Consider the following 21,861-nt stretch of genomic DNA (forward strand, 5'->3'; position numbering starts at 1 on the left):
CGCTCTATATTGGGCTGTGACAAGCGCACAGCTACAGGAGTGATCGCATGCAGGCCCTGGACACCCATGACGTCTTCAACCAGTTCGATGAGCTGACCGACATCAATCTGCTGCAGGCCGACACGGCCTTGCAGGAAGTGCTGCAACGCCAGCAGGCCCAGGGCTTTGTTCCGGCCCTGAGCCGCTTTGCGCAGCAGCTTGGCGAGAAGCACAACTGGGAGCATGCCGAGCTCGCCAACCGCCATACGCCCGAGCTGCAGCGCTTCGACGCGCGCGGGCGTGTGCTAGATGCCGTGGAATTCCACCCCAGCTGGCATCGCCTCATGGAGCTGTATCGCAAACAGGGCCTGATCTCCTTGCCCTTCGAGAGTCCAAGCCGCGGCCGCTGGAGCGCCTGGGCCGCCGGCTTCTACCTGCACGGCCAGGTGGAGCAAGGCACGTTATGCCCGGCCACCATGACCACCGCGGCCATCCCCGTGCTGCAAAAAGAGCCCCAGCTATGGAGCCAGTTGCAGGCCCGGTTGTTCAGCCATGAGTATGACGCACGCGATCTGCCCTTGGACCAGAAAAAATCCATCTGGATAGGCATGGGCATGACAGAGAAACAGGGCGGCTCGGACGTGCGTGCCAACACCACGGTGGCCCGCCCCGTGCATGAGGGTGGTCGCGGCGGCGAGTATCTGCTGCGCGGCCACAAATGGTTTTTCTCGGCCCCCATGTGCGACGCCCATCTGGTGGTGGCTCGCATGGCCACGGCAAGCGGTGAGCTCGGCGGTCATGCCTGTTTTTTCGTGCCGCGCTGGCGTCCCGACGGAAGCAAGAACCCCGTGCGTGTGCAGCGCCTCAAGGACAAGGTAGGCAACCGCAGCAACTCCAGCTCGGAAGTGGAGCTGCAGGACGCCTGGGGCATTCTCATGGGCGAGGAAGGCCGAGGCATTCCCACCATCATCGAAATGGCCAGCTACACGCGGCTGAACTGCGTGCTGGGCAGCGCGGCCATTTTGCGCAGCGCCACCGTGCAGTCGATTGCCTATGCGCGCCAGCGCTCGGCCTTTGGCAGACATCTCGCGGATCAGCCGCTGATGGCCACCGTGCTCGCGGACCTGGCACTCGAAAGCGAAGCCTCCATGCAGCTCGCCATGCATCTGGCTCAGGCCTATGAGTCGGAGGCCGAAGGCGATCTGCTGGCCCGCGCCTGGAAGCGCATCATGACTCCGGCCGCCAAGTTCTGGGTCTGCAAGCGCTCGGTGGAGATCACGGGCGAAGCCATGGAGGTCTTTGGCGGCAACGGCTATGTACAGGACAGCATCGTCTCGCGCCTGTTCCGTGAAGCGCCGGTCAACTCCATCTGGGAAGGCTCTGGCAATGTGATGTGTCTCGACGTTCTGCGCGCCATGGGCCGCGAGCCTGAAGCCACGCGCCTGCTGTTGCAGGATCTCGGCGATATGGCTGCCGACCAGCCCCTTCTGGCGGCGATGGCGCAATCGCTGGCCAAACGCCTGTCCGGTTCCCCCGAGGCACTGGAGCCGCAGGCCCGCCGACTGGTGCAGGACTTGTGTCTGCTGGCCCAGGCCTGCCTGCTGCACAGGCATGCGCCCGAGCACATGGCCGATGGCTTCATCCACACCCGCCTGGGCGCACAGAACGGAGCCATGGTGGTAGGGGCATTTGACCCCGCAGGACTTGACATCGCCGCCGTGCTGGAGCGTGCCCTGCCCCTGTGAATACCGTCAGGCTGCGACCAGCACTTTCAGCTGCTTGAGGCTTTGCGCCACGCTCTTTCCGCTGGTGTCCAAGACATGATCGGCCTTGGAATAGAAAGCCGATCGGCCGTCCAGAATACGGCGCAAATCATCCATGGCCTCGGGGTTGGCCGCCATGGGCCGCGTGTCGCCCTGGGCCACGACACGGCTCATATGCTCATCGGGCTGGGCCTGCAACCAGACCGTGGTGCAATGGCTGAGCAGTTCGTTGAAGGTTGCGGGGTCTGACACGATGCCGCCCGGGGTGGCAATCACCACGTCGCTGTAGATCTGCACGGCCTCTTCCAGCGCGCGGCGCTCGTAGCGGCGATAGGCTCCAGCGCCATAGAGGTCATAGATCTCGCGCACGCTGCAACCCGCGACGCGCTCGATTTCCTGGTTCAGTTCCAGAAACGGCACATTCAGCTGCTCCGCCAGCATGCGCCCCAGCGTGGACTTGCCCGCGCCGCGCAGGCCGATCAGGGCAATGCGCGAAGCCCGGTGCGGATCGCCGATGGGTGCGGTACCCAGAATCTCTCCGGCGGCCAGTCGCACGCGCTGCAAATCGGCCTCGCTGCGGCCTTCCAGCAATTCGCGCAGCAACAGCCATTCGGCACTGGCCGTCGTCACATCGCCCAGCAGCTCGGCCATGCTGCACTGAAGTGCATGTGCGATCTGCTGCAGCACCAGGATGGAGACATTGCCCGTGCCGTATTCGAGATTGGCCAGATGGCGCTCGGACACCACGGCCGCCGAAGCCAGCCCGCGGCGCGTGAGACCGCGGCGCGCACGCAGATTGCGCACCCTCTCGCCCAAGGCCTGCAGCAACGGGCTTTTGCCCGCTTCATCCCCTTCCGCAACCGACGCGGATGCCATGTCTAACTGATCCATAAAGCTCCTCAGAGGCCGTGAATGATAAACAGTCGGGGTTAACGCGAATCATGCAATATATTGCTTGACACTGCATTGTCTCGTATTTATCTTTTGATTGTACGCACAATATTGCATGTTTCATCAAAGATTTGATGCTGATCAGAACAGCACTTCAGGAGACCCCCATGACCGAGTTACTGGCCAACCATGTGGCTGGCCGCTGGCAAACCGGCAGCGGCCCGGGCAGTTTGTTACGCGACCCGGTACTGGGAGCAGAGCTGGTGCGTGTCGATGCCACAGGGCTTGATCTGGGCGCCGCCTTTGCCTTCGCACGCGACACAGGAGGCAAGGCCTTGCGAGCCCTCAGCTACGCCCGGCGCGTCAGCCTGCTGGCCGATATTGCCGCCGTGCTGCAAAGCCGCCGCGACGTGTATTACGAGATATCCACCGCCAACAGCGGCACCGTCAGAAACGACACCGCCGTCGATGTGGATGGTGGCATCTACACCCTGAACCAATACGCCAGATGGGGCGCGGCGCTCGGCGATGCGAGGCATCTGAGCGACGGCGAAGCCGTGGCGCTGGCCAAAGACGGTGCCTTTCTGTCCCGGCATATCCAGGTCCCGACACGCGGCGTGGCGCTGTTCATCAACGCCTTCAACTTCCCTGCCTGGGGGCTGTGGGAGAAGGCGGCACCGGCCCTGCTCTCGGGCGTGCCCGTCATCGTCAAGCCGGCCACGGCCACCGCCTGGCTGACCCAGCGCATGGTCAAGGATGTGATCGATGCCGGCATATTGCCGCCGGGCGCTTTGTCCATCGTCTGCGGCAGCGCTGCCGGATTGCTGGATCAGCTGCACCCCATGGATGTGGTCTCGTTCACGGGGTCTGCGGAGACGGCTTCGACCATACGTTCTCACGCGGCCATAGCCCGCCACTCGGTGCGCAGCAATATCGAGGCCGACAGCGTGAACTGCGCGCTGCTGCTGCCCGGCCATGGCCCGGACAGCGAAGCTGCCGCCTTGCTGGCGCGTGAGGTGGTGCGCGAAATGACGGTCAAATCCGGCCAGAAATGCACGGCCATACGCCGCGTGCTGGTACCACAAGCTCTGTACGACGATGTGGCCCAGGCCCTCGGTGCGCAACTGGCAAAGATCGCCGTGGGCAACCCGCGCAACGACGCCGTACGCATGGGATCTCTGGTCAGCCGCGAGCAGTACGACAGCGTGCAGCAGGGCCTGGGCCGGTTGCTGGAGCACACCACGGCCCTGTATGACGGCCGGCGTAATGCGCTGATCGATGCCGACCCGGCGATTGCCGCCTGCGCCCAGCCCGTGCTGCTGGGAACACAGGACCCCGATGGCAGTGCACTCGTGCATGACATGGAAGTCTTTGGCCCGGTGGCCACGCTCATGCCCTACCGTGACCTGGCACATGGCCTGGCACTGGCGCATCGCGGCCAGGGCTCGCTGGTCTGCTCGATCTACGGCGATGACGACCAGGCCCTGGCCGCAGCCGCCACCGATCTCGCAGCCAGCCACGGCCGCGTGCACGTGGTCACGCCCGCTGTCGCCAGGCTGCATACGGGCCACGGCAATGTCATGCCCCAGTCCCTGCATGGCGGTCCGGGCCGCGCCGGCGGCGGCTCCGAACTCGGCGGCCTGCGGGCACTGGATTTCTATCATCGCAAAAGCGCCATACAAGCCGCACCACAGCTTCTGCAGGCACTGGCCGAAACGACGGGAGCATGAGCCATGACCGACTTCAGCCAAGCCTTCAACTTTGCCCAGCATCTGTTCGATCTCAACCAGGGGCGCGGTGACAAGAACGCCTACACCGATGACCAGGGCACGCTCAGCTATGCTCAGTTGCAGGAGCAGGCGCGCCGCCTGGCCCATGGCCTGCTCGCTGCCGGCATCCATCGCGAGGAGCGCGTGCTGCTGGTCATGCACGATATGCGCGAGTGGGTGATCTCATTTCTGGGAGCCATGTACGCAGGCGTGGTGCCGGTGGCGGTGAATACCTTGCTCACTGCTGCCGACTACGCCTATATGCTCGAGCATTGCCGTGCTCAGGCGATCGTGACCAATGGCGCGCTGGTTGCCGTGGTGCAGCAGGCCCTGGAGCAGGCGCAGCATGAGGTCAACCATATCTGGGTCGCCAGGCCCGATGAAGCACCGCAAGGCCTGCCGCCGGCCTTCGAGCCGCTGCAGCCCTGGCTGCAGCAGCAAATGCCGCTCGCTCATGCCGCCAGAACCATGGGCGACGACCCCGGCTTCTGGCTGTATTCCTCGGGCTCCACCGGCAAACCCAAGGGGGCGGTGCATACCCACGCCAACCCCTACTGGACGGCCGAGCTGTATGGCAAACCGGTGCTGGGCCTGAACGAAAACGATGTCTGCTTTTCCGCCGCCAAGCTCTACTTCGCCTACGGCCTTGGCAATGCCCTGACCTTCCCCCTGAGCGTGGGAGCCAGCGTGGTGCTGATGGCCGAGCGACCCACGCCGGAAGCCACTTTCAGGCGCTGGACCGAGCACCAGCCCACAGTGTTTTTCGGAGCGCCTACGGGCTTTGCGGGCATGCTGGCTCACCCCACCCTGCCGGCACGCGAACAGGTCAGCCTACGCATGTGCTCGTCGGCAGGCGAAGCCCTGCCGGCCGAGACTGCCCAGCGCTTCAAGACCCACTTCGGCGCCGATATCGTGGACGGCATCGGCTCCACCGAAATGCTGCATATCTTCCTCTCCAACCGCCCGGACGATATACGCTACGGCAGCACCGGCAAACCTGTGCCCGGCTATGCGGTGGAGCTGCGCGGCGAGGACGGACAGCCCGTGGCCGATGGCGAGATCGGCGACCTCTACATCAAGGGCCCGAGCGCGGCCCTGATGTACTGGGCCAACCGCGACAAGACGCGCGACACCTTCCAGGGTGCCTGGCTCAAGAGCGGCGACAAATATGTGCGCGATGCCGACGGCTACTACACCTATGCAGGCCGCAGCGACGACATGCTCAAGGTCAGCGGCATCTATGTCTCGCCCTTCGAGGTCGAATCCACGCTGCAGCAGCACCCTGCCGTACTTGAGGCGGCCGTGATCGGCGTGACCGACGAACAGGGCCTGACCAAGACCAAATCCTATGTGGTGTGCAAGCCCGGACAGAGCGCCAGCGAGGCTGAACTCAAGGCCTTTGTGAAGAATCGGCTGGCCGCCTACAAATACCCGCGCTTCATTGAATTTGTCGATGAGCTGCCAAAGACCGCGACAGGAAAGATCCAGCGCTTTCGTTTGCGTGAGCTGGAATCCAAGCCGCGCTAATTGCTTATCGCAAGGTTGCAAGAAGCTATCAAAACAGTAGTCACAAACTAGGGCAATCGCTGGTATTGCTTTAAACCTAAAGTTGTTAGAGTGCGCTCGTGCATCAGTGCCAACCCCAGCACCACAGCCAGTCATAACCGTTGATCTGAGAGTAAGCCGGCATTCGTCCATCAACCAGCAGGAGACAAGCATGAGCAAGCAATGGGCAATATGGAGCGCAATCGCACTGGCTGCCGCCGCAAGCGGCAGCAGCGCCATCGCGCAGGAGAAGATCAAGGTCGGCTTCATGCTGCCTTTCAGCGGCACTTATGCAGCCCTGGGCGTGGCGATCGAGAACGGCTTTCGCATGCAGGTAGCCGAGCAAGGCGGCAAGCTGGGCGGGCGCGAGATCGAATACTTCAAGGTCGACGATGAGTCAGATCCCGCCAAGGCAACGGACAACGTCAACCGCCTCATCAAGCGCGACAAGGTCGATGTGATCATCGGCACCGTGCACTCCGGCGTGGCCATGGCCATGGCCAAGGCCGCCAAGGAAAGCGGCACCGTGCTCATCGTGCCCAATGCGGGAGCCGATGCAGTCACCGGCCCCATGTGCGCTCCCAATATCTTCCGCAGCTCCTTCTCCAACTGGCAGACGGCCTACCCCATGGGCGTGGTCGCAGCCAAGGAAGGCAAGAAAAATGCCATGACCCTGACCTGGAAGTACGCTGCCGGTGAAGAGGCCGTCAACGGCTTCAAGGAAGGCTTCGAGAAAAGCGGCGGCAAGGTCAGCAAGCAGCTGACGCTGCCGTTTCCCAACGTTGAATTCCAGGCTCTGCTGACCGAGATCGCAGCGGCCAAGCCCGATGCCGTGTTCTCCTTCTTCGCGGGCGCAGGTGCCGTGAAATTCGTCAAGGACTATCACGCCTCGGGCCTGTCCAAAACCATTCCGCTCTACGGACCGGGCTTTCTGACCGACGGCACGCTGGACGCTCAGGGCGAGGCCGCCCAGGGCATGCTGACCACGCTGCACTATGCCGACGAACTGGGTACGGCGCGCGATCAGGCCTTCCGCACCAATTACGCCAAGAACTACAAGCTGCAGCCCGATGTCTATGCCGTGCAAGGCTATGACGCCGCACAGATGCTGGCCGTGGGCCTGAAGGCCGCCGGCGGCGACATTGGCAAGAAGGATGTCTTCCGCACTGCCATCGAAAAAGCCACGATTGCCAGCCCGCGCGGCGACTTCACCTTGAGCAAGGCCCACAACCCCGTGCAGGACATCTATCTGCGCAAGGTCGACGGCAAGGAAAACAAGAAGATCAGCGTGGCGGTGAAGGCGCTAGCGGACCCGGCCCGCGGCTGCCGCATGTAATAGACGCGAGCCATACCGCCCTCGATACCTGCTTGCTCTGTCCTGCCGCACCTTCGGTGCCGCCTGCGACAGAGCACCTCGTCTCCAGCGCGAATCGACGATTCGCCGGGCTGTATGCCCCGCTTTGCAGCCTCCTGCTTCAACAAGGATTGCCGTGGATCTCGCCACTTTTCTGGTGCAGTGCCTGAACTCGATTCAGTACGGACTGCTGCTGTTTCTGCTGGCCTCCGGCCTGACGCTGATCTTCGGCATCATGGGGGTGATCAACCTCGCCCATGGCAGCTTCTACATGATCGGAGCCTACGTGGCGTTCTCGCTGGCACCTTATCTGGGCCAGCATTTCATCGCCATGCTGCTGGTCGGCGTGGTGCTGGCCGTGGTGCTGGGCTATTTTCTCGAATGGGCATTCTTCAGCTTTCTCTACGAACGCGATCACCTGCAGCAGGTGCTGATGACCTATGGCCTGATTCTGGTGTTTGAAGGCCTGCGCGCCATCCTCGTGGGCAACGATGTGCATGGCGTGGAAAAGCCGGCCTGGCTGGCCGGCAGCTTCCCTCTCATGGGCATGATGCAATACCCCTGGTACAACGTGTTTGCCGCCGCCGCCTGCCTGCTGGTGGCACTGCTGATGTACTACACCGTCAACCGCACGCGCCTGGGCATGATGATTCGCGCCGGTGCCAGCAACCGCGACATGGTGCGCGGCCTGGGCATCAACATCAAGCGCCTCTACCGCATCGTGTTCGCCGTGGGCGTGGCCCTGGCGGCCCTGGCCGGCATGATCGCCGCGCCCATGAGTTCGGTCTATCCGAACATGGGCTCCAGCGTTCTCATCATCTGCTTTGTGGTGGTGGTCATCGGCGGCATAGGCTCGATCACCGGAGCGCTGATTGCCTCGCTGCTGGTGGGCTTTGTGGATACCTTCGGCAAGGTGTTCTTCCAGGAACTCAGCGGCATGAGCATCTATCTGCTGATGGCCGTGATCCTTGTATGGCGCCCGGAAGGCCTGATGGGCAAGAGATGATGAAGCTCCTCCTGAGTCGCTTCGCGCCTTCCCCCCTTGCTCGCCACGCGAGACGGGGACAACACCTTCGCTGCTGGGCAGCGCGGCCGGTCAGGCCCTTGCCCCATGTCCCCTGCTTGGTTCACGCCAATTCTGCAAGCAGTGTCAAGGATCACTGATATGAGCGACACCTCCTATACGCCGCTGCCGCAATCCAATCAGGCCTATGCAGAAGCACCGGCCGTCACCAACCAGAGCCGCCCCATTCGCGCCAAAAGCGTGTGGGTAGCTGTGGTGCTGCCGCTGGCTGTTGCAGCGCTGCTGGCTGCCGCACAGCCCTTCTGGTCGGCCTATCTCTCCGATCTGGTCGTCAAGATCATGATCCTGTCCATCTTTGCTCTGAGCCTGCATATTCTGGTGGGCGGCGCAGGGCTGGTCAGTCTGGGCCACGCCGCCTACTTCGGCCTGGGTGCCTATGCGGCGGTGAAGGCTGCCGGCCAGGACGGCAGCAACTTTCTCGTCATGCTGGGCGCCGCCGTCGGCGTCTCGGGTCTGTATGCGCTGGTGGTGGGGGCCCTGAGTCTGCGCACCAAGGGCGTGTACTTCATCATGGTCACGCTGGCATTCGCGCAACTGGCTTTCTTTGTCGTGCACGACGTGGGCTACTTTGGCGGCAGCGACGGCATCTACCTGATGCAGCGCCCGGCCATCGGAGCACTGGACATGGAAAGCAGCAGCACGCAGTACTTCGTGGTACTGGCCGCGCTGGTGCTGGTCTATGCCTTCATCGCCATGCTGCGCCACTCTCGCTTCGGCCATGCGCTGGCCGGCATTCGCGTCAACGAGCAGCGCATGCGCGCTGCCGGCTTTGCCACCTACGGCTACAAGCTCGCCGGCTTTGTGATTGCCGGTGCGCTGGCGGGTCTGGCGGGCTTTCTGCTGGCCGCACGCGATGCCGTGGTCAACCCCGAGCTGCTGGCCTGGCACCACTCCGGCGAGGTATTGCTGATGCTGATTCTGGGTGGCGTGGGCTCGCTGCGCGGTGCCGTACTGGGCACCATCACCTTTGTGCTGCTCAAGGAGCTGCTGAGCACGCATGCCATCGTTGGCAATGCCGCAGATCACTGGCAGCTGACGCTGGGCATCTCCATCATCGCGCTGGTCGCGCTGCTGCCCAAGGGGCTGGTAGGCATCAACGACAAATGGCAGAAGAAGGCAGCAGCGCAGAAGTCTCAGTCGGCAAGCGCCGGCCAGCAAGGAGCAGATCATGGCTAATGCGGACAATGCTCCCCAGATGTCGGTGCGCGGCCTGACGCGGCGCTTTGGCGGGCTGGTGGCCGTGAACAATGTGGACCTGGATCTGCACCAGGGCGAGGTCCATGCCGTCATCGGCACCAACGGCGCAGGCAAGTCCACGCTGATCAACATGCTCTCGGGCGAGATAGCGGCCAGCAGCGGCAGCATTGCGCTTGAAGGCCGGGACGTCACGCAGATGCCGCAGCCGCAGCGCGCCAAGGCCGGCATCGGGCGCAGCTATCAGCGCACCACCATCTTTCCCGAGTTCACGGTGCTGGAGAACTGTCGCCTCACGGCCCAGGCCCAGGCGCTGCCCAGGCCCTGGCGCATCTGGGAATCGGCCCAGCATTGCGCAACGAGCATGCAGCGGGCGCAATCTGCACTGCAGCGCGCAGGTCTTGACCAGCATGCCGGGCGCATCGCCGGCAGCCTGAGCCATGGTGCCAAGCGCCAGTTGGAGGTCGCCATGTGTCTGGCCACGGCGCCGCGCGTGCTGCTGCTGGACGAACCTCTGGCAGGCATGGGCGCCGAAGAGACAGAACGCATGCTGGAGCTGCTGCAGGAGCTCAAATCCGCGCATGCCGTGCTGCTGGTGGAGCACGATATGGATGCCGTTTTCCGCATCGCCGATCGCATCACCGTCATGGTCAACGGCAGCGTGGTCGCCACGGGCACGCCCGATCAGATTCGCAACGACCCGGTCGTGCGCACCGCCTATCTGGGAGAAGAAGAGCATGCTTGAAACAAGGCACCCCCTGAGCGGCTCTGCCGCTTCCCCCTCTCTCGCTGCGCGGGAGCGGGACGGCACCATCGCTGCGGGGCAGCCCTTGCTTGCTGCCTCTGGCACGCGCCCACTTTCCGGGGCTTCGAACCATGCCATGTTCAGCCTGCAAGAGGTGCACAGCTTTTACGGCGACAGCCATATCCTGCACGGCATCTCGCTGGACCTTCCTCAGGGCCAGGCCGTGGGCCTGCTGGGCCGCAACGGCATGGGCAAGACCACGCTGATCCGCACGCTGATGGGCTATGTGGCGGCACGTTCGGGCCGGGTGTTTGCCGACGGCAAGGAGGTAACGAATTCCGCCCCCGAGAAAATGGCGCGTCTCGGCATTGGCTACGTCCCCGAAGGGCGCGGCGTTTTCCCCAATCTCTCCGTCAAGGAAAACCTCTTGATGAGCGCCAGAGCCGGCCTGGACGGCAGCCGGGGCTGGACCTACGAGCGTGTGCTGGAAACCTTTCCACGCCTCAAGGAGCGACTGTCCAACGGCGGCGATCAACTCTCGGGCGGCGAGCAGCAGATGGTCTCCATCGGCCGCGCACTGATGACCAATCCGCGCCTCATGATTCTGGACGAGGCCACCGAAGGACTGGCTCCGCTGGTGGTAGCCGAAATCTGGCGCGTGATTGCACAGATTCGTGAAACCGGCATCTCCACGTTGATCGTGGACCGCGATTACAAAAAGGTGCTGGCACATACCGACTATGCGGCGGTGATGGAGAAGGGCCGGCTTGCGCTGCAGGCTGAGTCCGCGGATCTGCTGCAGCAGCCGGAGAAGTTGTCGGTGTTGTTGGGAGTTTGACTGTCGTCTTGTTTTGATAGCTGTTCACGCCTGATAGATAAGCTTTTGAGACTTCCTCTGTTTGATGTTTGGAGTGAAACTGGGTACCTGATTTATGGACAGAGGCCGGGACTCGCCCCGGCTGGCGACCTACTTTCTAGCGCGCTAGAAAGTAGGCAAAGAGCGCTATCCGATTGCCTGTGTCCCTGCGCTTCGCTCCGGGTAAACCTGCGTCACACAATTCAGCCTACGGTGCCGCCCAACTCGCTGCGCGGCATGCCGCTGCGCTCAGACAAACGGCGGCAAGCCAGTTCACAAAGCAATGTTGTCCTGCGGCAGCATTGCCCGCAGCCTGAACCGCGTGCCGCAGGCACAGCCAGACGGGTGGGAGCGGACAGCCTGCAAGACTTGTGGCGAAATCAGGCTCAATCGCTTATATGAATTGCGGTGGCAGCTATCAAATTTATCTCGGAGCTATCCTGTCTCCGGTATTGCCCCTTGTGCCCACGCCTGCGACGGCAGCCTCTTGTGGCGCGCGGCTGCACCGTAGAGTGCAGACGCATCGTCATCACTTTTACGGCAATGTGTTTGAACGAAGAGCGAAGCTCGAAGTGAGTTTTGCCGGACAGCAACAAGAGGTTGTCGGCGCAGGTTGCCCACAGGCGAAGCCGGAGGGACGTGGGCAGTAGGGGCCTGCTCTTTGCCTACTTTCTTGCGAAGAAAGTAGGTCGCCAGCCGGGCGAAACCCGGCCTATATCCTCAAAACAAAGCAGTTTCGCAAACAAAAAACCTACTGAACCCCACCCAACGAAGCCGCATCCAGTCGCACATTCTTCGCCGCCTCTGGCGGCAGGATCGCCATCGTCAGGCTGCAGTTGCAGGTCAGCTTGCCCTCTTCATCGCGCAGCTCCACCGCCCAGACATGCGTGGTGCGCCCCAGGTGCGTGGGCCGCGCCGTGGCGGTGATCCAGCTGCCCTTGCGGCCTGCTCGCACATGATTGGCAGTCACGCCCAGGCCCACGCAGCGGTAGCCTTCGGGAATGCTGCAGGCCGCGGCCATGGAGCCCAGCGTCTCGGCCAGCACCACGCTGACACCGCCGTGCAAAATGCCATAGGGCTGGCAGGTGCGTTCATCCACATGGATGCGGGCGCGTACATAGTCGTCGCCGTATTCGGTGAACTCAATGCCCAGGTGGGAAATTGCAGTGTTTGCGCTGCCTGCGTTCAGCGCTTTCAGATCGAGCTCTCGGGTCCAGATCGCCATACCAGTCCTTGTGGTGCATGAAAAAAGGACGCTCTTTGCAGAGCGTCCTTCGATGCTAAGGACTTGGAGCAGCAGACGCCAGCACCAAGCGGACTAGTACACGGCGACCAGTTCACCAGCTACCAGATCAGAGACACCAAGCAAGAGCCTAGGCGGCCCCGCCGCCCCGCAGCAATGGTGTCGTCCCCCTTGGGGGAAGCCGCAAAGCGGCTCAGGGGGTAACTCAGCCCCGCATATCGCCCTTGTCCATGAAGCGCTGATGCCAGGACAGTGCCTCGGTCAGGAGATGCGGCGTGTGCTGTGCACCCTGCTGGCGCGAGCGGTCGAAATAGTCCTGCAACTGGGCGCGGTAGTCCGGATGGGCACACCTGTCGATGATGACTTGCGCACGCTGCTTGGGCGACAGGCCGCGCAGATCGGCCAGACCCTGCTCGGTGACGATGATCTGGGTGTCATGCTCGGTGTGGTCCACATGCGAGCACATGGGCACGATGCAGCTGATCTTGCCGTCCTTGGCCACCGAGGGCGTGACAAAGAAGGACAGATAGCCGTTACGTGCAAAGTCGCCCGATCCGCCGATGCCGTTCATCATGCCCGTGCCCATGACATGGGTGGAGTTGATGTTGCCGTAGATGTCGGCCTCGATCATCGAGTTCATGGCGATGATGCCCAGGCGGCGCACCAGCTCGGGGTGGTTGGAGATTTCCTGCGGGCGCAGGATGATGCGCTCGCGGTAGAAGTCGATGTTGTCCTCGAAGTCCTTGTAGGCCGCAGCAGACAGCGAGATGGAGGTGGCCGAGGCCTTGCTCATCTTGCCCGCGCGCAGCAGATCCAGCATGCCGTCCTGCAGCACTTCGGTAAAGCCCAGCAGGTTCTCGAATGGGCCGGTCAGCAAGCCTGCCAGCACGGCATTGGCCACATTGCCCACACCCGACTGGATGGGCAGCATTTCCTTGGGCAGGCGGCCCATCTTCATCTCGTGGGCCAGGAAGTCGATGATGTAGCCGGCTATTTTCTGGGAGTTTTCGTCCGGTGTGGCAAACACATTGTCGCGGTCGCCCTTGTGGGTCTCGACCACGGCCACGACCTTGGCGGGGTCCACCTTCAGGTAGGCATCGCCGATGCGGTCATCGGCATGCGTCATGTTGATGGGCATGCGGCGCGGCGGGATGGCCGTGCCGTAGTAGATGTCGTGCATGCCCTCCATCCGGGCGGGCGGCTTGGTGTTGACTTCCAGAATCACCTTGTCGGCGATCTCCAGCCAGGTCTTGTTGTTGCCCACGGCCGTCGACGGGATCAGCAGACCATCGGCGGTCACGCCCAGCACCTCGATCACGGCGATATTCATATGGCCCAGAAAGCCGAACCAGGCATGCTGCGCCACATGGGACAGGTGCATGTCGATGAAGTCGATCTCACCCGAGTTCACGGCCTTGCGCGCGATGGGATCGGTGTTGAAGGGCAGGCGCTGACCCAGTGCGTGGGCTTCGGCCATCACGCCGTCGCATTCGGCGGCGGTGGACGCGCCGGTCCAGACATTGATCTTGTAGGGCTTGCCCTGGGCATGCTCTGCCTTGGCACGGGCCGCTATGGCCTGTGGCAAGGCCTTGGGATAACCGGCTCCGGTAAAGCCGCTCATGCCGACATTGACACCGTGGGGAATCAGGGCGGCGGCCTCTTCGGCCGTCATGACGCGCGAGAGGAATTCTGGGTAACGTACGCGATCTGCGATGGACATTGCATGCTCCAAACTCAGAGGCCCCGGCCCGGCACGCGAGCCTGACCGGCGCCAACGCGCTGGCATTCTTGCGGCTCATGCTCGGCGCTCAGGCTGGCACCTCCAAAAAAAACCGCCCGGGTAGGGCGGCATATCTCCAGAGAGAAATGTTACCAGCGCGGAACATTAACACCGGAATTCTCGGCAAAGGCCCCGCGCTGCTGTCAGGGGAATGTTCCCCCGATTACATGTTGGCACTCACTTGGCCTGTACCTTGGTTTCAGATTTGCGCTCGCCCATGGTCAGCAGCGCATACAGGATGATGGCGCCAAAGGTGGCGCAGCCGATGCCGCCCAGCGCGAATTCGCCGAACCTCAGCGTGAATTCTCCGGTGCCCAGGATCAGGGTGATGGCAGCCACGATCAGATTCTTGGTGTCGGAGAAGTCCACCTTGTTGTCCACCCAGATCTTGGCGCCGGCAATGGCGATCAGGCCGAACACCACGATGGAGACACCGCCCATCACGGGCAGGGGAATGGCCTGGATCAGCGCACCGAACTTGGGCGAGAAGCCCAGCAGCACGGCCAGCAGGGCCGCCACAAAGAACACGGCCGTGGAGTAGATGCGAGTCGCCGCCATCACGCCGATGTTTTCGGCATAGGTGGTCACGCCCGTGCCGCCGGCTGCGCCGGAGACCATGGTGGCCACGCCGTCACCGATGAAGGCACGACCCATGTACTGGTCCAGGTTCTTGCCCGTCATGGCGGTCACCGCCTTGATATGGCCCAGGTTCTCGGCCACCAGGATGATGACCACGGGCACGATCAGCAGCATGGCATTGCTGGTGAACACCGGCGCATGGAAGCTGGGAATGCCGAACCAGGCGGCATTGAGCACGCCGCTCAGATCCACGGGCTTGCCCCAGCCCAGGCCGTTGGTGAAGACGGCGTAGAGCACGCTGGCAATGATCAGGCCGATCAGAATCAGCAGGCGCTGCAGCATGCCGCGCGTGAACACCGCCACCAGCGCCACGGAGACAAAGGTCAGCGCCTGCATCCAGGACTCGAAGTTGTTGGACGCCATGTTCTTGATGGGAATCGAGGCCAGGTTCAGGCCGATGATGGCCACCACGGCGCCCGTCACCACGGGCGGCATGAAGCGTTCGATCCAGGCCGTTCCCACCATCTGCACCAGCAGGCCGACCAGCATGTAGACAAAGCCGCAGGCAATGATGCCGCCCAGCGCCACGCCGATATTGGCGTTGGCAGGTCCCTGGCTGGCCACATAGCCGGTGGCGATGTTGACCACGCCGATGAAGGCAAAGGAAGAGCCCAGATAGCTGGGCACCTTGCCGCCGGTGATGAGAAAGAAGATCAGCGTGCCGATGCCGCTCATCAACACCGCCAGATTGGGATCGAACCCCATGAGGATGGGAGCCAGCACCGTGGAGCCGAACATGGCGATCACGTGCTGGATACCCATCAAACCGGTCTGCGTCCAGGGCAGTCGCTCATCGGGGCCGATGACGCCACCGCCCTGCAAGACATCGGACGATCGCTCCGTCCATTGAAACATTCCCATCCCATCGCTCCTTGGAGATATCAAAAACGGAGCAGATTATGGCAAGCAGTGCTTGCCCGCTGGGGTCGTGCAAGCACTGGTAAACCAGGGACTGTGGTCTCTTGCACACGCGGGAAAACGGCGGCAGAACGTCAGACTATCAAATACATAGCTTCCAGCGCCAACCCATCAATGATTTCATTAATAAATAGATATGAAGTGATTGATCAGCAAGCGCAAGAAGCTATCAAATTCATTGCTTCTGCTGCAGCGCGTGCGCAATGCGATCGCGCTTGACCGTAGGCTTGGGCACCTTGAACGGGAACCACATGCGCACATCCTCCTCCAGCGCGATGCCGTGCATGAAGTTGTAGATGGCCTTCTTGAGCGCCGCGCCCAGTGCGTCGTGATCGACGCCCGTGGGGTCGATGAAGGGACGGTCGTTCTTGGCAAAGTTGCCCTCGGGCAGCGGCGGCAGCTCGATGCCGTATTCCTCGGGGTTGAGGCCCACGGGCGAGTGCACGGTGCAGCTGAAGCGGTGAAAGAAGCCGCTTTGGATACAGCCGTTGAGGAACAGCTGGCGCACATACTCGAGCGCGTCCACCGTGTCCTGCACGGTCTGCGTCGGAAAGCCGTACATCAGATAGGCATGGACCAGGATGCCTGCCTCCGAAAACGCCTTGGTCACACGTGCCACCTGGTCCACGGTCACGCCTTTTTTCATCAGCGCCAACAGCCGGTCGGATGCCACTTCCAGGCCGCCGGAGATGGCGATGCAGCCGCTGTCGGCCATCAGCTCGGCCAGCTCGGGCGTGAAGGTCTTCTCGAAGCGCACATTGCCCCACCAGGAGATGCCGGCGTTGCGCGCAATCAGCTCCTGCGACAGCGCCTTGAGCGCCTTGGGCGGCGCGGCTTCATCGACAAAGTGAAAGCCGGTCTGGCCGGTCTCGGCGACGATGGCCTCGATGCGGTCGGCCAGCACGGCGGCGCTGGCGCCTTCGTAGCGGCCGATATAGTCCAGGCTCACATCGCAGAAGCTGCATTTCTTCCAGTAGCAGCCATGGGCCACGGTGAGCTTGTTCCAGCGCCCATCACTCCACAGACGGTGCATGGGGTTGAGCATGTCCAGCAGCGACAGGTATCGGTCCAGCGGCAGGCCGTCCCAGGTGGGCGTTCCGACCTCGGCAAACGCGATGTCGGACTCCATCATGTTCACGTACTGCACCTTGCCATCGTCGCCGCGCACAAAGCTGCGCACCAGGCGCGATCTGCCGCGCTCGCCGCGCAGATGCTCGAGCAGCGCCAGCAGCGGGCGTTCGCCCGCATCCAGGGTCACGAAGTCGAAGTAGTCGAACACGCGCGGCTCGGCCAGCTCGCGCAGCTCGGTGTTGACAAAGCCGCCGCCCAGCACGGTGGCGATCTGCGGGAAGCGCCGCTTGATGGTCTGGGCAATGCGAAACGCCGCATAGGCCGAGCCCGGAAAGGGCACGGACAGCAGCACCACCGTGGGCTGGTGGCGCTCCACGGCCTCCAGCGTCAGGCGCTCCAGCACTTCGTCCACCAGATTCGGCTCTGCCGCCAGTGCGCTGGCCAGCGGATCGAAGCTGGGCTGGCTGCCGGCCAGCGATTCGGCATAGCGCACGAACTCGAAGCGCTCGTCCACGGCATCGCGCAGCACATCGGCCAGATCGTTGAGGTATAGCGTGGCCAGATGCTTGGCCTTGTCTTGCAGGCCTAAAGCGCCAAAGGCCCAGCCCAGCGGATCGCCGCCTTCCTCGTCCTCATACACATCGAGCGTGGCAAAGCGTGGGCCTTCGGGCAGAAAGTGGCGCCCCACGATGCGATGGGCCAGCGTGGAGTCTCGCCCCTGCAAAAACGCAATCGTGGGCGCGATCGTGGCCAGATAGCGCTCCTGCTGCGCGACAAAGGACTGGACGGCAGGCGTGTGCTGCCTGGCAGGCAGACTCTGGATGCGCTCGGCCACTGCGCGCAGGCCATCGGGCGAGAGCAGTTGCAGCACCAGGGCCAGTGCCAGGTCTTCCTGCATGGCGGTGATGCCGCGCGAGCGCAGAAAGCCGGTCAGATAGGCCGTGGAGGGGTAGGGAGTGTTGAGCTGCGTCATCGGCGGAATGACGGCCAGCACGCGGGTGGGCAAAGCGGACATGGGGTGCGGGTCGCCGGCATGCGCCGTTGACGGTGTAAACAGGCCCCGATTATCGGTTTGACCGCTCAGCTGTGCTCGTGTGCGCCCATACAGCCGACCGCGCTGCTGCACAGGTGACATCTGGCGGGGCCACCACCAATGACTTGCAAGGGCTGCAGCGCTAGGCTGGACCCATGTCTTCCGCACCGCAACACCCCGCTCCCTATATCCCTCAGATCCGGCTGTACCAGAACTGGCTGCATGAAACGCGCGGCCTGAGCTTTGCCGACTATGACTCGCTGTGGCGCTGGTCGACCAGCGATCTCGATGCCTTCTGGCAAAGCATCTGGGACTACTTCGATCTGCAGTCGCCCACGCCGCACAGCGCGGTGCTGGCCGGGAACACCATGCCCGGTGCGCAGTGGTTCCCGGGCGCGCAAGTGAACTATGTGCAGCAGGTGCTGCGCCATGTCCAGCCGGCCCATGCCGCCGGCATGCCGGCCGTCATCAGCCGCAACGAGCAGGGTCTGCAGCGCGAGCTGAGCTGGCCCGAGCTGCAGCGCCAGGTGGCGGCCCTGGCCCTGCATCTGCGTGCCCAGGGCGTCGCCAAGGGCGACCGCGTCGCGGCCTATCTGCCCAATATTCCCGAGGCCATCGTCGCCTTTCTGGCCTGCGCCAGTCTGGGCGCCATCTGGAGCATCTGCGCGCCCGACATGGGCACCCATGCCGTGCTCGACCGCTTCAAGCAGATAGCGCCCAAGGCGCTGATCGCCGTGGACGGCGTGCATTACGCAGGCAAGGACATAGACCGCCGCGAGGTCCTGCAGGAGCTGCGCCAGGGCCTGCCCAGCGTGCAGCACGTGGTGCTGGTGCCCAATCTGGATACCTCGATAAAGATAGCCGACACCGCAGACTACACCAACGTTACCGCACGAAATGATGCGGAGACGGCAGCCTTCACGGCAGAGTGGCTGCCCTTCGACCACCCACTGTGGATCGTCTACTCCAGCGGCACAACGGGCCTGCCCAAGCCCATAGTCCACGGCCATGGCGGCATGGTGCTGGTGGCCTTGCAGCTCAAGGCCCTGCACAACGACATCGGCTGCAGCTACGAGCCCAATAGCTGGGGCGAGCGCTACCACTGGTACAGCTCCACGGGCTGGGTGATGTGGAATGCCCAGGTCTCGGGCCTGCTGGGCGGCACGAGCTGCGTGATCTTCGACGGCAGCCCCGGCGGCAGCAAGGACAAGCCCGACTGGGGCACGCTGTGGCGCTTTGCGGCCGAGACCGGCGTAACCAGCTTTGGTTCGGGCGCGGCCTTTTATGCCAACTGCATGAAGGCCGGCCTTGAGCTGTCCAGCTGCGGCGACCTGTCGCGCATACGCGGGCTGGGCAGCACGGGCTCGCCGCTGTCTGCTGAAGTTCAGCAATGGGGTACAGACCAATTCGAGAAACTGGGCCGCGCCAATATTTGGTGGAATAACTTATCCGGCGGCACCGACTTCGCGGGCGCCTTTATCGGCGGCAACCGCGATCTGCCGCTGGTGCCCGGCGTCATGCAATGCCGCCAGCTGGGCGCCGCCGTCGAGGCCTGGAACGAGCAGGGCCAGCCCGTGATGGACGAGGTCGGCGAGCTGGTCTGCACCCAGCCCATTCCCTCCATGCCGCTGTTTCTCTGGGGCGATGCGGACGGCAAGCGCTATTTGTCGAGTTACTTCGATATGTACCCGGCCGGCCATGGCCGCCAACCGGGCGGCGGCGATGGTGACGCCGAAATGGGGCCTGTTTGGCGTCATGGCGACTGGATCAAGCTGCTTGGCGAGGGCGGCTGCATCATCTACGGTCGCAGCGATGCGACCATCAACCGCCATGGCCTGCGCATGGGCACCAGCGAGATCTACAGCGCCGTCGAGGCCCTGCCCGAGGTGCTGGACAGCATGGTGGTGGATCTCGAATATCTGGGCAAGGACAGCTATATGCCGCTGTTTGTGGCCCTGCGTCCGGGCGTGGAGCTCGATGCGGCGCTGCGCGAGCGCATCAACAAGGCCATCCGTTCGGCGCTGTCGCCCCGCTTTGTGCCCGACGATATCTTTGCCGTGGCCGAGATACCGCGCACGCTCAGCGGCAAGAAGCAGGAGCTGCCCATCAAGAAGCTGCTGCTGGGCCAGCCGCTGGCCAAGGTGGTCAACAAGGACGCCATGTCCAACCCAGGCTGCCTGGACTGGTACGAAGGCTTTGCCAGGGAATATCTGGCCAGGACAGAAGCAGGCACAGTGTCCTGACGCGGCAGGCGCGGTGCGAGGGCCTGGGTGGCCTCCACCGCCTTGCAAAGGATTACCGTCCCTTCTTGGGGATCAGTGCCCCTGAAAGCGGGCAGCTCTCTTTTCGCGCCAGGCCGCACCGCCTTCCTTCAGATCGGCCGAGGCGATGGTGGCCTGCACGGCAGCATCGATGCCGGCCTTGTCATGCACGCCGCGGGCAATGGCGTTGAGATGTTTCTTCATTCCCAGCAAGGCCAGCGGCGCCATGCCGGCCAAGGTGGTCTGCAGCTGCATCACGCGCTCGCCGATATCGGTGCCGTCCACCAGATCGGTCAGAAAGCCGCAGTCCTTCATGGCCTGGGCCTGCAGCTTCTCGCAGCTCAGGAACAGGCGCTTGGCCGTATCCACGCCCAGGCGGGTCACATAGCGCTCCAGGCCCGAAAGGTAGAAATGCAGGCCCAGCCGCGCGGCGGGCATGAACATCTGGCTGTTGGCCCCGCCCACGCGGAAGTCGCAGGCCAGTGCCATATCGGTGGCGCCGCCGAACACGCCGCCCTGAATCGCGGCAATGGTGACGGGACGGCAGTTCTCGATGGCATCCACCATCTCGCCGAAGGAGCTGCCCTCGTTCTGGCTGTTGGCGATCTCGCCAATGTCATAACCGCTGCAGAAATGCCTGCCCACCGCCTGCAGCGTCAGCACCAGCACCGCGGGGCTGGCGTTGACCTCGTCGATCTGACGGCGCAGCACGATCAGGTCTTCGGGCAGCAGTTTGTTGGCAACTTCGGGACGGCGCAAGGTGATGCTGGCACAGGCGCCCTGGATCAAAAGCTCTGGAGACATGACTGTATTTTCATCCAGACCTGCACAGACACAGGCCTCTGAGGTGCATCAAGTGTTGCAGTGCAAACACTCGGTGACCATATCTTTTGCCGGTAGGCAGGTACACTTTGTCGTCCTCATAGAGCACCTGATGTGCGCTGATCCCATCCATGTCTGTTGAATCGACCGGCGCCGAGCGCCCCAGCTTTGACCTCAAGAGCGCACAACTGCCGGTGCTTTCCGTGGTACTTCGCAGCACCGACATGCAGGCGCTGGCCCAGGATCTGGCCCGCCGTCTTGCCGACGACCCGGACTTCTTCGACAACGACCCTGTGCTGATCGACCTCAGCCAGGTGCGCGAAGCAGAGGAAGAGATCGACTTCCCGGCCCTGATCGAGGCCCTGCGCAACCACCGCACAGTGCCCGTTGCCGTGCGCAGCGGCAGCGAGGCCCAGATGGAAGCAGCCAAGGCCCTTGGTCTGAGCGCAGCCCCCGATGCCATGCCGACGCGTCGCGCCGAGCCGGAAATCCACGAAATCATTCGCGAAGTGGAGGTCGAGGTGCCTGCTCCGCTGGCCGATGCCGTCATCGTGGACCGGCCGCTGCGCTCGGGCCAGCGCGTCTATGCCAAAGGCACCGACATTGTGGTTCTGGACATGGTCAGCTATGGTGCCGAGGTGATTGCCGACGGCAACGTCCATGTCTATGCGCCGCTGCGCGGCCGCGCCGTGGCCGGGGCCAGCGGCAACACCAGCGCAAGAATTTTTAGCACTTGCATGGAGGCGCAACTGCTTTCCATCGCAGGTATCTACCGCACAATTGAAACCGATCTCCCCAAGGACGTCGCCGGCAAAGCTGCCAAGGTGCGCCTGGAGGGAGAAAGAATCGTTATCGAACCGGTATGAGAGACACACCGGACACCCTATCAACCTGCCCCATTTGTCTTAAAGGAA

General features: G+C 63.1%; 16 protein-coding genes. 10 read left to right on the top strand and 6 right to left on the bottom strand.

Annotation, left to right across the window (positions count from 1 at the left end):
• Positions 1–47 precede the first annotated feature (47 nt).
• On the top strand, positions 48–1,724 hold the full coding sequence (locus FSY45_RS13565) for an acyl-CoA dehydrogenase family protein (protein WP_046461726.1): 1,677 nt from the start codon (positions 48–50) through the stop codon (positions 1,722–1,724).
• A 6-nt stretch (positions 1,725–1,730) separates the two neighbouring features.
• Here FSY45_RS13565 and FSY45_RS13570 read toward each other — a convergent pair whose 3' ends face one another.
• Positions 1,731–2,633 (bottom strand): helix-turn-helix transcriptional regulator, encoded by a 903-nt coding sequence (locus FSY45_RS13570; RefSeq protein WP_046461727.1) that lies wholly within the window; start codon positions 2,631–2,633, stop codon positions 1,731–1,733.
• A 167-nt stretch (positions 2,634–2,800) separates the two neighbouring features.
• On the opposite strand from FSY45_RS13570, the gene FSY45_RS13575 reads away from it, so the two are divergent.
• From FSY45_RS13575 to FSY45_RS13605, 7 genes are all read left to right on the top strand, one after another.
• Positions 2,801–4,363, top strand: coding sequence for a 3,4-dehydroadipyl-CoA semialdehyde dehydrogenase (locus tag FSY45_RS13575; protein WP_046461775.1), 1,563 nt, complete (start codon positions 2,801–2,803; stop codon positions 4,361–4,363).
• A 3-nt stretch (positions 4,364–4,366) separates the two neighbouring features.
• Positions 4,367–5,929, top strand: a complete 1,563-nt coding sequence (locus tag FSY45_RS13580; RefSeq protein ID WP_148748107.1) for a benzoate-CoA ligase family protein — start codon at positions 4,367–4,369, stop codon at positions 5,927–5,929.
• A 190-nt stretch (positions 5,930–6,119) separates the two neighbouring features.
• Positions 6,120–7,283, top strand: coding sequence for an ABC transporter substrate-binding protein (locus tag FSY45_RS13585; protein ID WP_003069648.1), 1,164 nt, complete (start codon positions 6,120–6,122; stop codon positions 7,281–7,283).
• Positions 7,284–7,437: 154 nt separating this feature from the next.
• On the top strand, positions 7,438–8,307 hold the full coding sequence (locus FSY45_RS13590; RefSeq protein ID WP_046461729.1) for a branched-chain amino acid ABC transporter permease: 870 nt from the start codon (positions 7,438–7,440) through the stop codon (positions 8,305–8,307).
• 159 nt (positions 8,308–8,466) lie between these two features.
• Positions 8,467–9,561 carry a branched-chain amino acid ABC transporter permease gene (locus tag FSY45_RS13595; protein WP_046461730.1) on the top strand — a complete coding sequence of 365 codons (1,095 nt, stop codon included), beginning with the start codon at positions 8,467–8,469 and terminating at the stop codon, positions 9,559–9,561.
• On the top strand, positions 9,554–10,324 hold the full coding sequence (locus FSY45_RS13600; protein WP_046461731.1) for an ABC transporter ATP-binding protein: 771 nt from the start codon (positions 9,554–9,556) through the stop codon (positions 10,322–10,324). The genes FSY45_RS13595 and FSY45_RS13600 overlap by 8 nt, the downstream gene beginning before the upstream one ends.
• Before the next feature lie 136 nt (positions 10,325–10,460).
• Positions 10,461–11,162, top strand: a complete 702-nt coding sequence (locus FSY45_RS13605) for an ABC transporter ATP-binding protein (protein ID WP_046461732.1) — start codon at positions 10,461–10,463, stop codon at positions 11,160–11,162.
• Positions 11,163–11,931: 769 nt separating this feature from the next.
• Here FSY45_RS13605 and FSY45_RS13610 read toward each other — a convergent pair.
• From FSY45_RS13610 to FSY45_RS13625, 4 genes are all read right to left on the bottom strand, one after another.
• On the bottom strand, positions 11,932–12,405 hold the full coding sequence (locus tag FSY45_RS13610) for a PaaI family thioesterase (RefSeq protein ID WP_034382695.1): 474 nt from the start codon (positions 12,403–12,405) through the stop codon (positions 11,932–11,934).
• Between the two features lie 223 nt (positions 12,406–12,628).
• Complete coding sequence (locus FSY45_RS13615) at positions 12,629–14,143, bottom strand: acetyl-CoA hydrolase/transferase family protein (RefSeq protein ID WP_046461733.1); 1,515 nt, start codon at positions 14,141–14,143, stop codon at positions 12,629–12,631.
• Between the two features lie 237 nt (positions 14,144–14,380).
• A complete protein-coding gene (locus FSY45_RS13620) occupies positions 14,381–15,703 on the bottom strand; it encodes a solute carrier family 23 protein (RefSeq protein WP_003069662.1) in 1,323 nt (440 codons plus the stop codon).
• 232 nt (positions 15,704–15,935) lie between these two features.
• A complete protein-coding gene (locus tag FSY45_RS13625) occupies positions 15,936–17,846 on the bottom strand; it encodes a B12-binding domain-containing radical SAM protein (RefSeq protein WP_046461734.1) in 1,911 nt (636 codons plus the stop codon).
• Positions 17,847–18,019: 173 nt separating this feature from the next.
• Here FSY45_RS13625 and FSY45_RS13630 point away from each other — a divergent pair, with 173 nt between their 5' ends.
• Positions 18,020–20,107, top strand: coding sequence for an acetoacetate--CoA ligase (locus tag FSY45_RS13630; RefSeq protein WP_046461735.1), 2,088 nt, complete (start codon positions 18,020–18,022; stop codon positions 20,105–20,107).
• 72 nt (positions 20,108–20,179) lie between these two features.
• On the opposite strand, the gene FSY45_RS13635 is transcribed toward FSY45_RS13630, so the two are convergent.
• Positions 20,180–20,929: an enoyl-CoA hydratase/isomerase family protein gene (locus tag FSY45_RS13635; RefSeq protein ID WP_003069668.1), complete on the bottom strand. Its 750-nt coding sequence runs from the start codon at positions 20,927–20,929 to the stop codon at positions 20,180–20,182.
• Between the two features lie 149 nt (positions 20,930–21,078).
• Between FSY45_RS13635 and minC the strand changes: the two genes are divergently transcribed.
• Positions 21,079–21,813, top strand: coding sequence for a septum site-determining protein MinC (gene minC / locus FSY45_RS13640; RefSeq protein WP_003069670.1), 735 nt, complete (start codon positions 21,079–21,081; stop codon positions 21,811–21,813).
• Positions 21,814–21,861 lie beyond the last annotated feature (48 nt).

The sequence above is a fragment of the Comamonas sp. Z1 genome (assembly GCF_008121555.1).
Taxonomy (GTDB): Bacteria; Pseudomonadota; Gammaproteobacteria; order Burkholderiales; family Burkholderiaceae_C; genus Comamonas; species Comamonas thiooxydans.

Bases quoted from the DNA above. Each gene is read 5' to 3' on its own strand.
- FSY45_RS13565 (WP_046461726.1), top strand. From the start codon at position 48: ATGCAGGCCCTGGACACCCATGACGTCTTCAACCAGTTCGATGAGCTG.
- FSY45_RS13570 (WP_046461727.1), bottom strand. From the start codon at position 2,633: ATGGATCAGTTAGACATGGCATCCGCGTCGGTTGCGGAAGGGGATGAA.
- FSY45_RS13575 (WP_046461775.1), top strand. From the start codon at position 2,801: ATGACCGAGTTACTGGCCAACCATGTGGCTGGCCGCTGGCAAACCGGC.
- FSY45_RS13580 (WP_148748107.1), top strand. From the start codon at position 4,367: ATGACCGACTTCAGCCAAGCCTTCAACTTTGCCCAGCATCTGTTCGAT.
- FSY45_RS13585 (WP_003069648.1), top strand. From the start codon at position 6,120: ATGAGCAAGCAATGGGCAATATGGAGCGCAATCGCACTGGCTGCCGCC.
- FSY45_RS13595 (WP_046461730.1), top strand. From the start codon at position 8,467: ATGAGCGACACCTCCTATACGCCGCTGCCGCAATCCAATCAGGCCTAT.
- FSY45_RS13600 (WP_046461731.1), top strand. From the start codon at position 9,554: ATGGCTAATGCGGACAATGCTCCCCAGATGTCGGTGCGCGGCCTGACG.
- FSY45_RS13605 (WP_046461732.1), top strand. From the start codon at position 10,461: ATGTTCAGCCTGCAAGAGGTGCACAGCTTTTACGGCGACAGCCATATC.
- FSY45_RS13610 (WP_034382695.1), bottom strand. From the start codon at position 12,405: ATGGCGATCTGGACCCGAGAGCTCGATCTGAAAGCGCTGAACGCAGGC.
- FSY45_RS13615 (WP_046461733.1), bottom strand. From the start codon at position 14,143: ATGTCCATCGCAGATCGCGTACGTTACCCAGAATTCCTCTCGCGCGTC.
- FSY45_RS13620 (WP_003069662.1), bottom strand. From the start codon at position 15,703: ATGGGAATGTTTCAATGGACGGAGCGATCGTCCGATGTCTTGCAGGGC.
- FSY45_RS13625 (WP_046461734.1), bottom strand. From the start codon at position 17,846: ATGTCCGCTTTGCCCACCCGCGTGCTGGCCGTCATTCCGCCGATGACG.
- FSY45_RS13630 (WP_046461735.1), top strand. From the start codon at position 18,020: ATGTCTTCCGCACCGCAACACCCCGCTCCCTATATCCCTCAGATCCGG.
- FSY45_RS13635 (WP_003069668.1), bottom strand. From the start codon at position 20,929: ATGTCTCCAGAGCTTTTGATCCAGGGCGCCTGTGCCAGCATCACCTTG.
- minC (WP_003069670.1), top strand. From the start codon at position 21,079: ATGTCTGTTGAATCGACCGGCGCCGAGCGCCCCAGCTTTGACCTCAAG.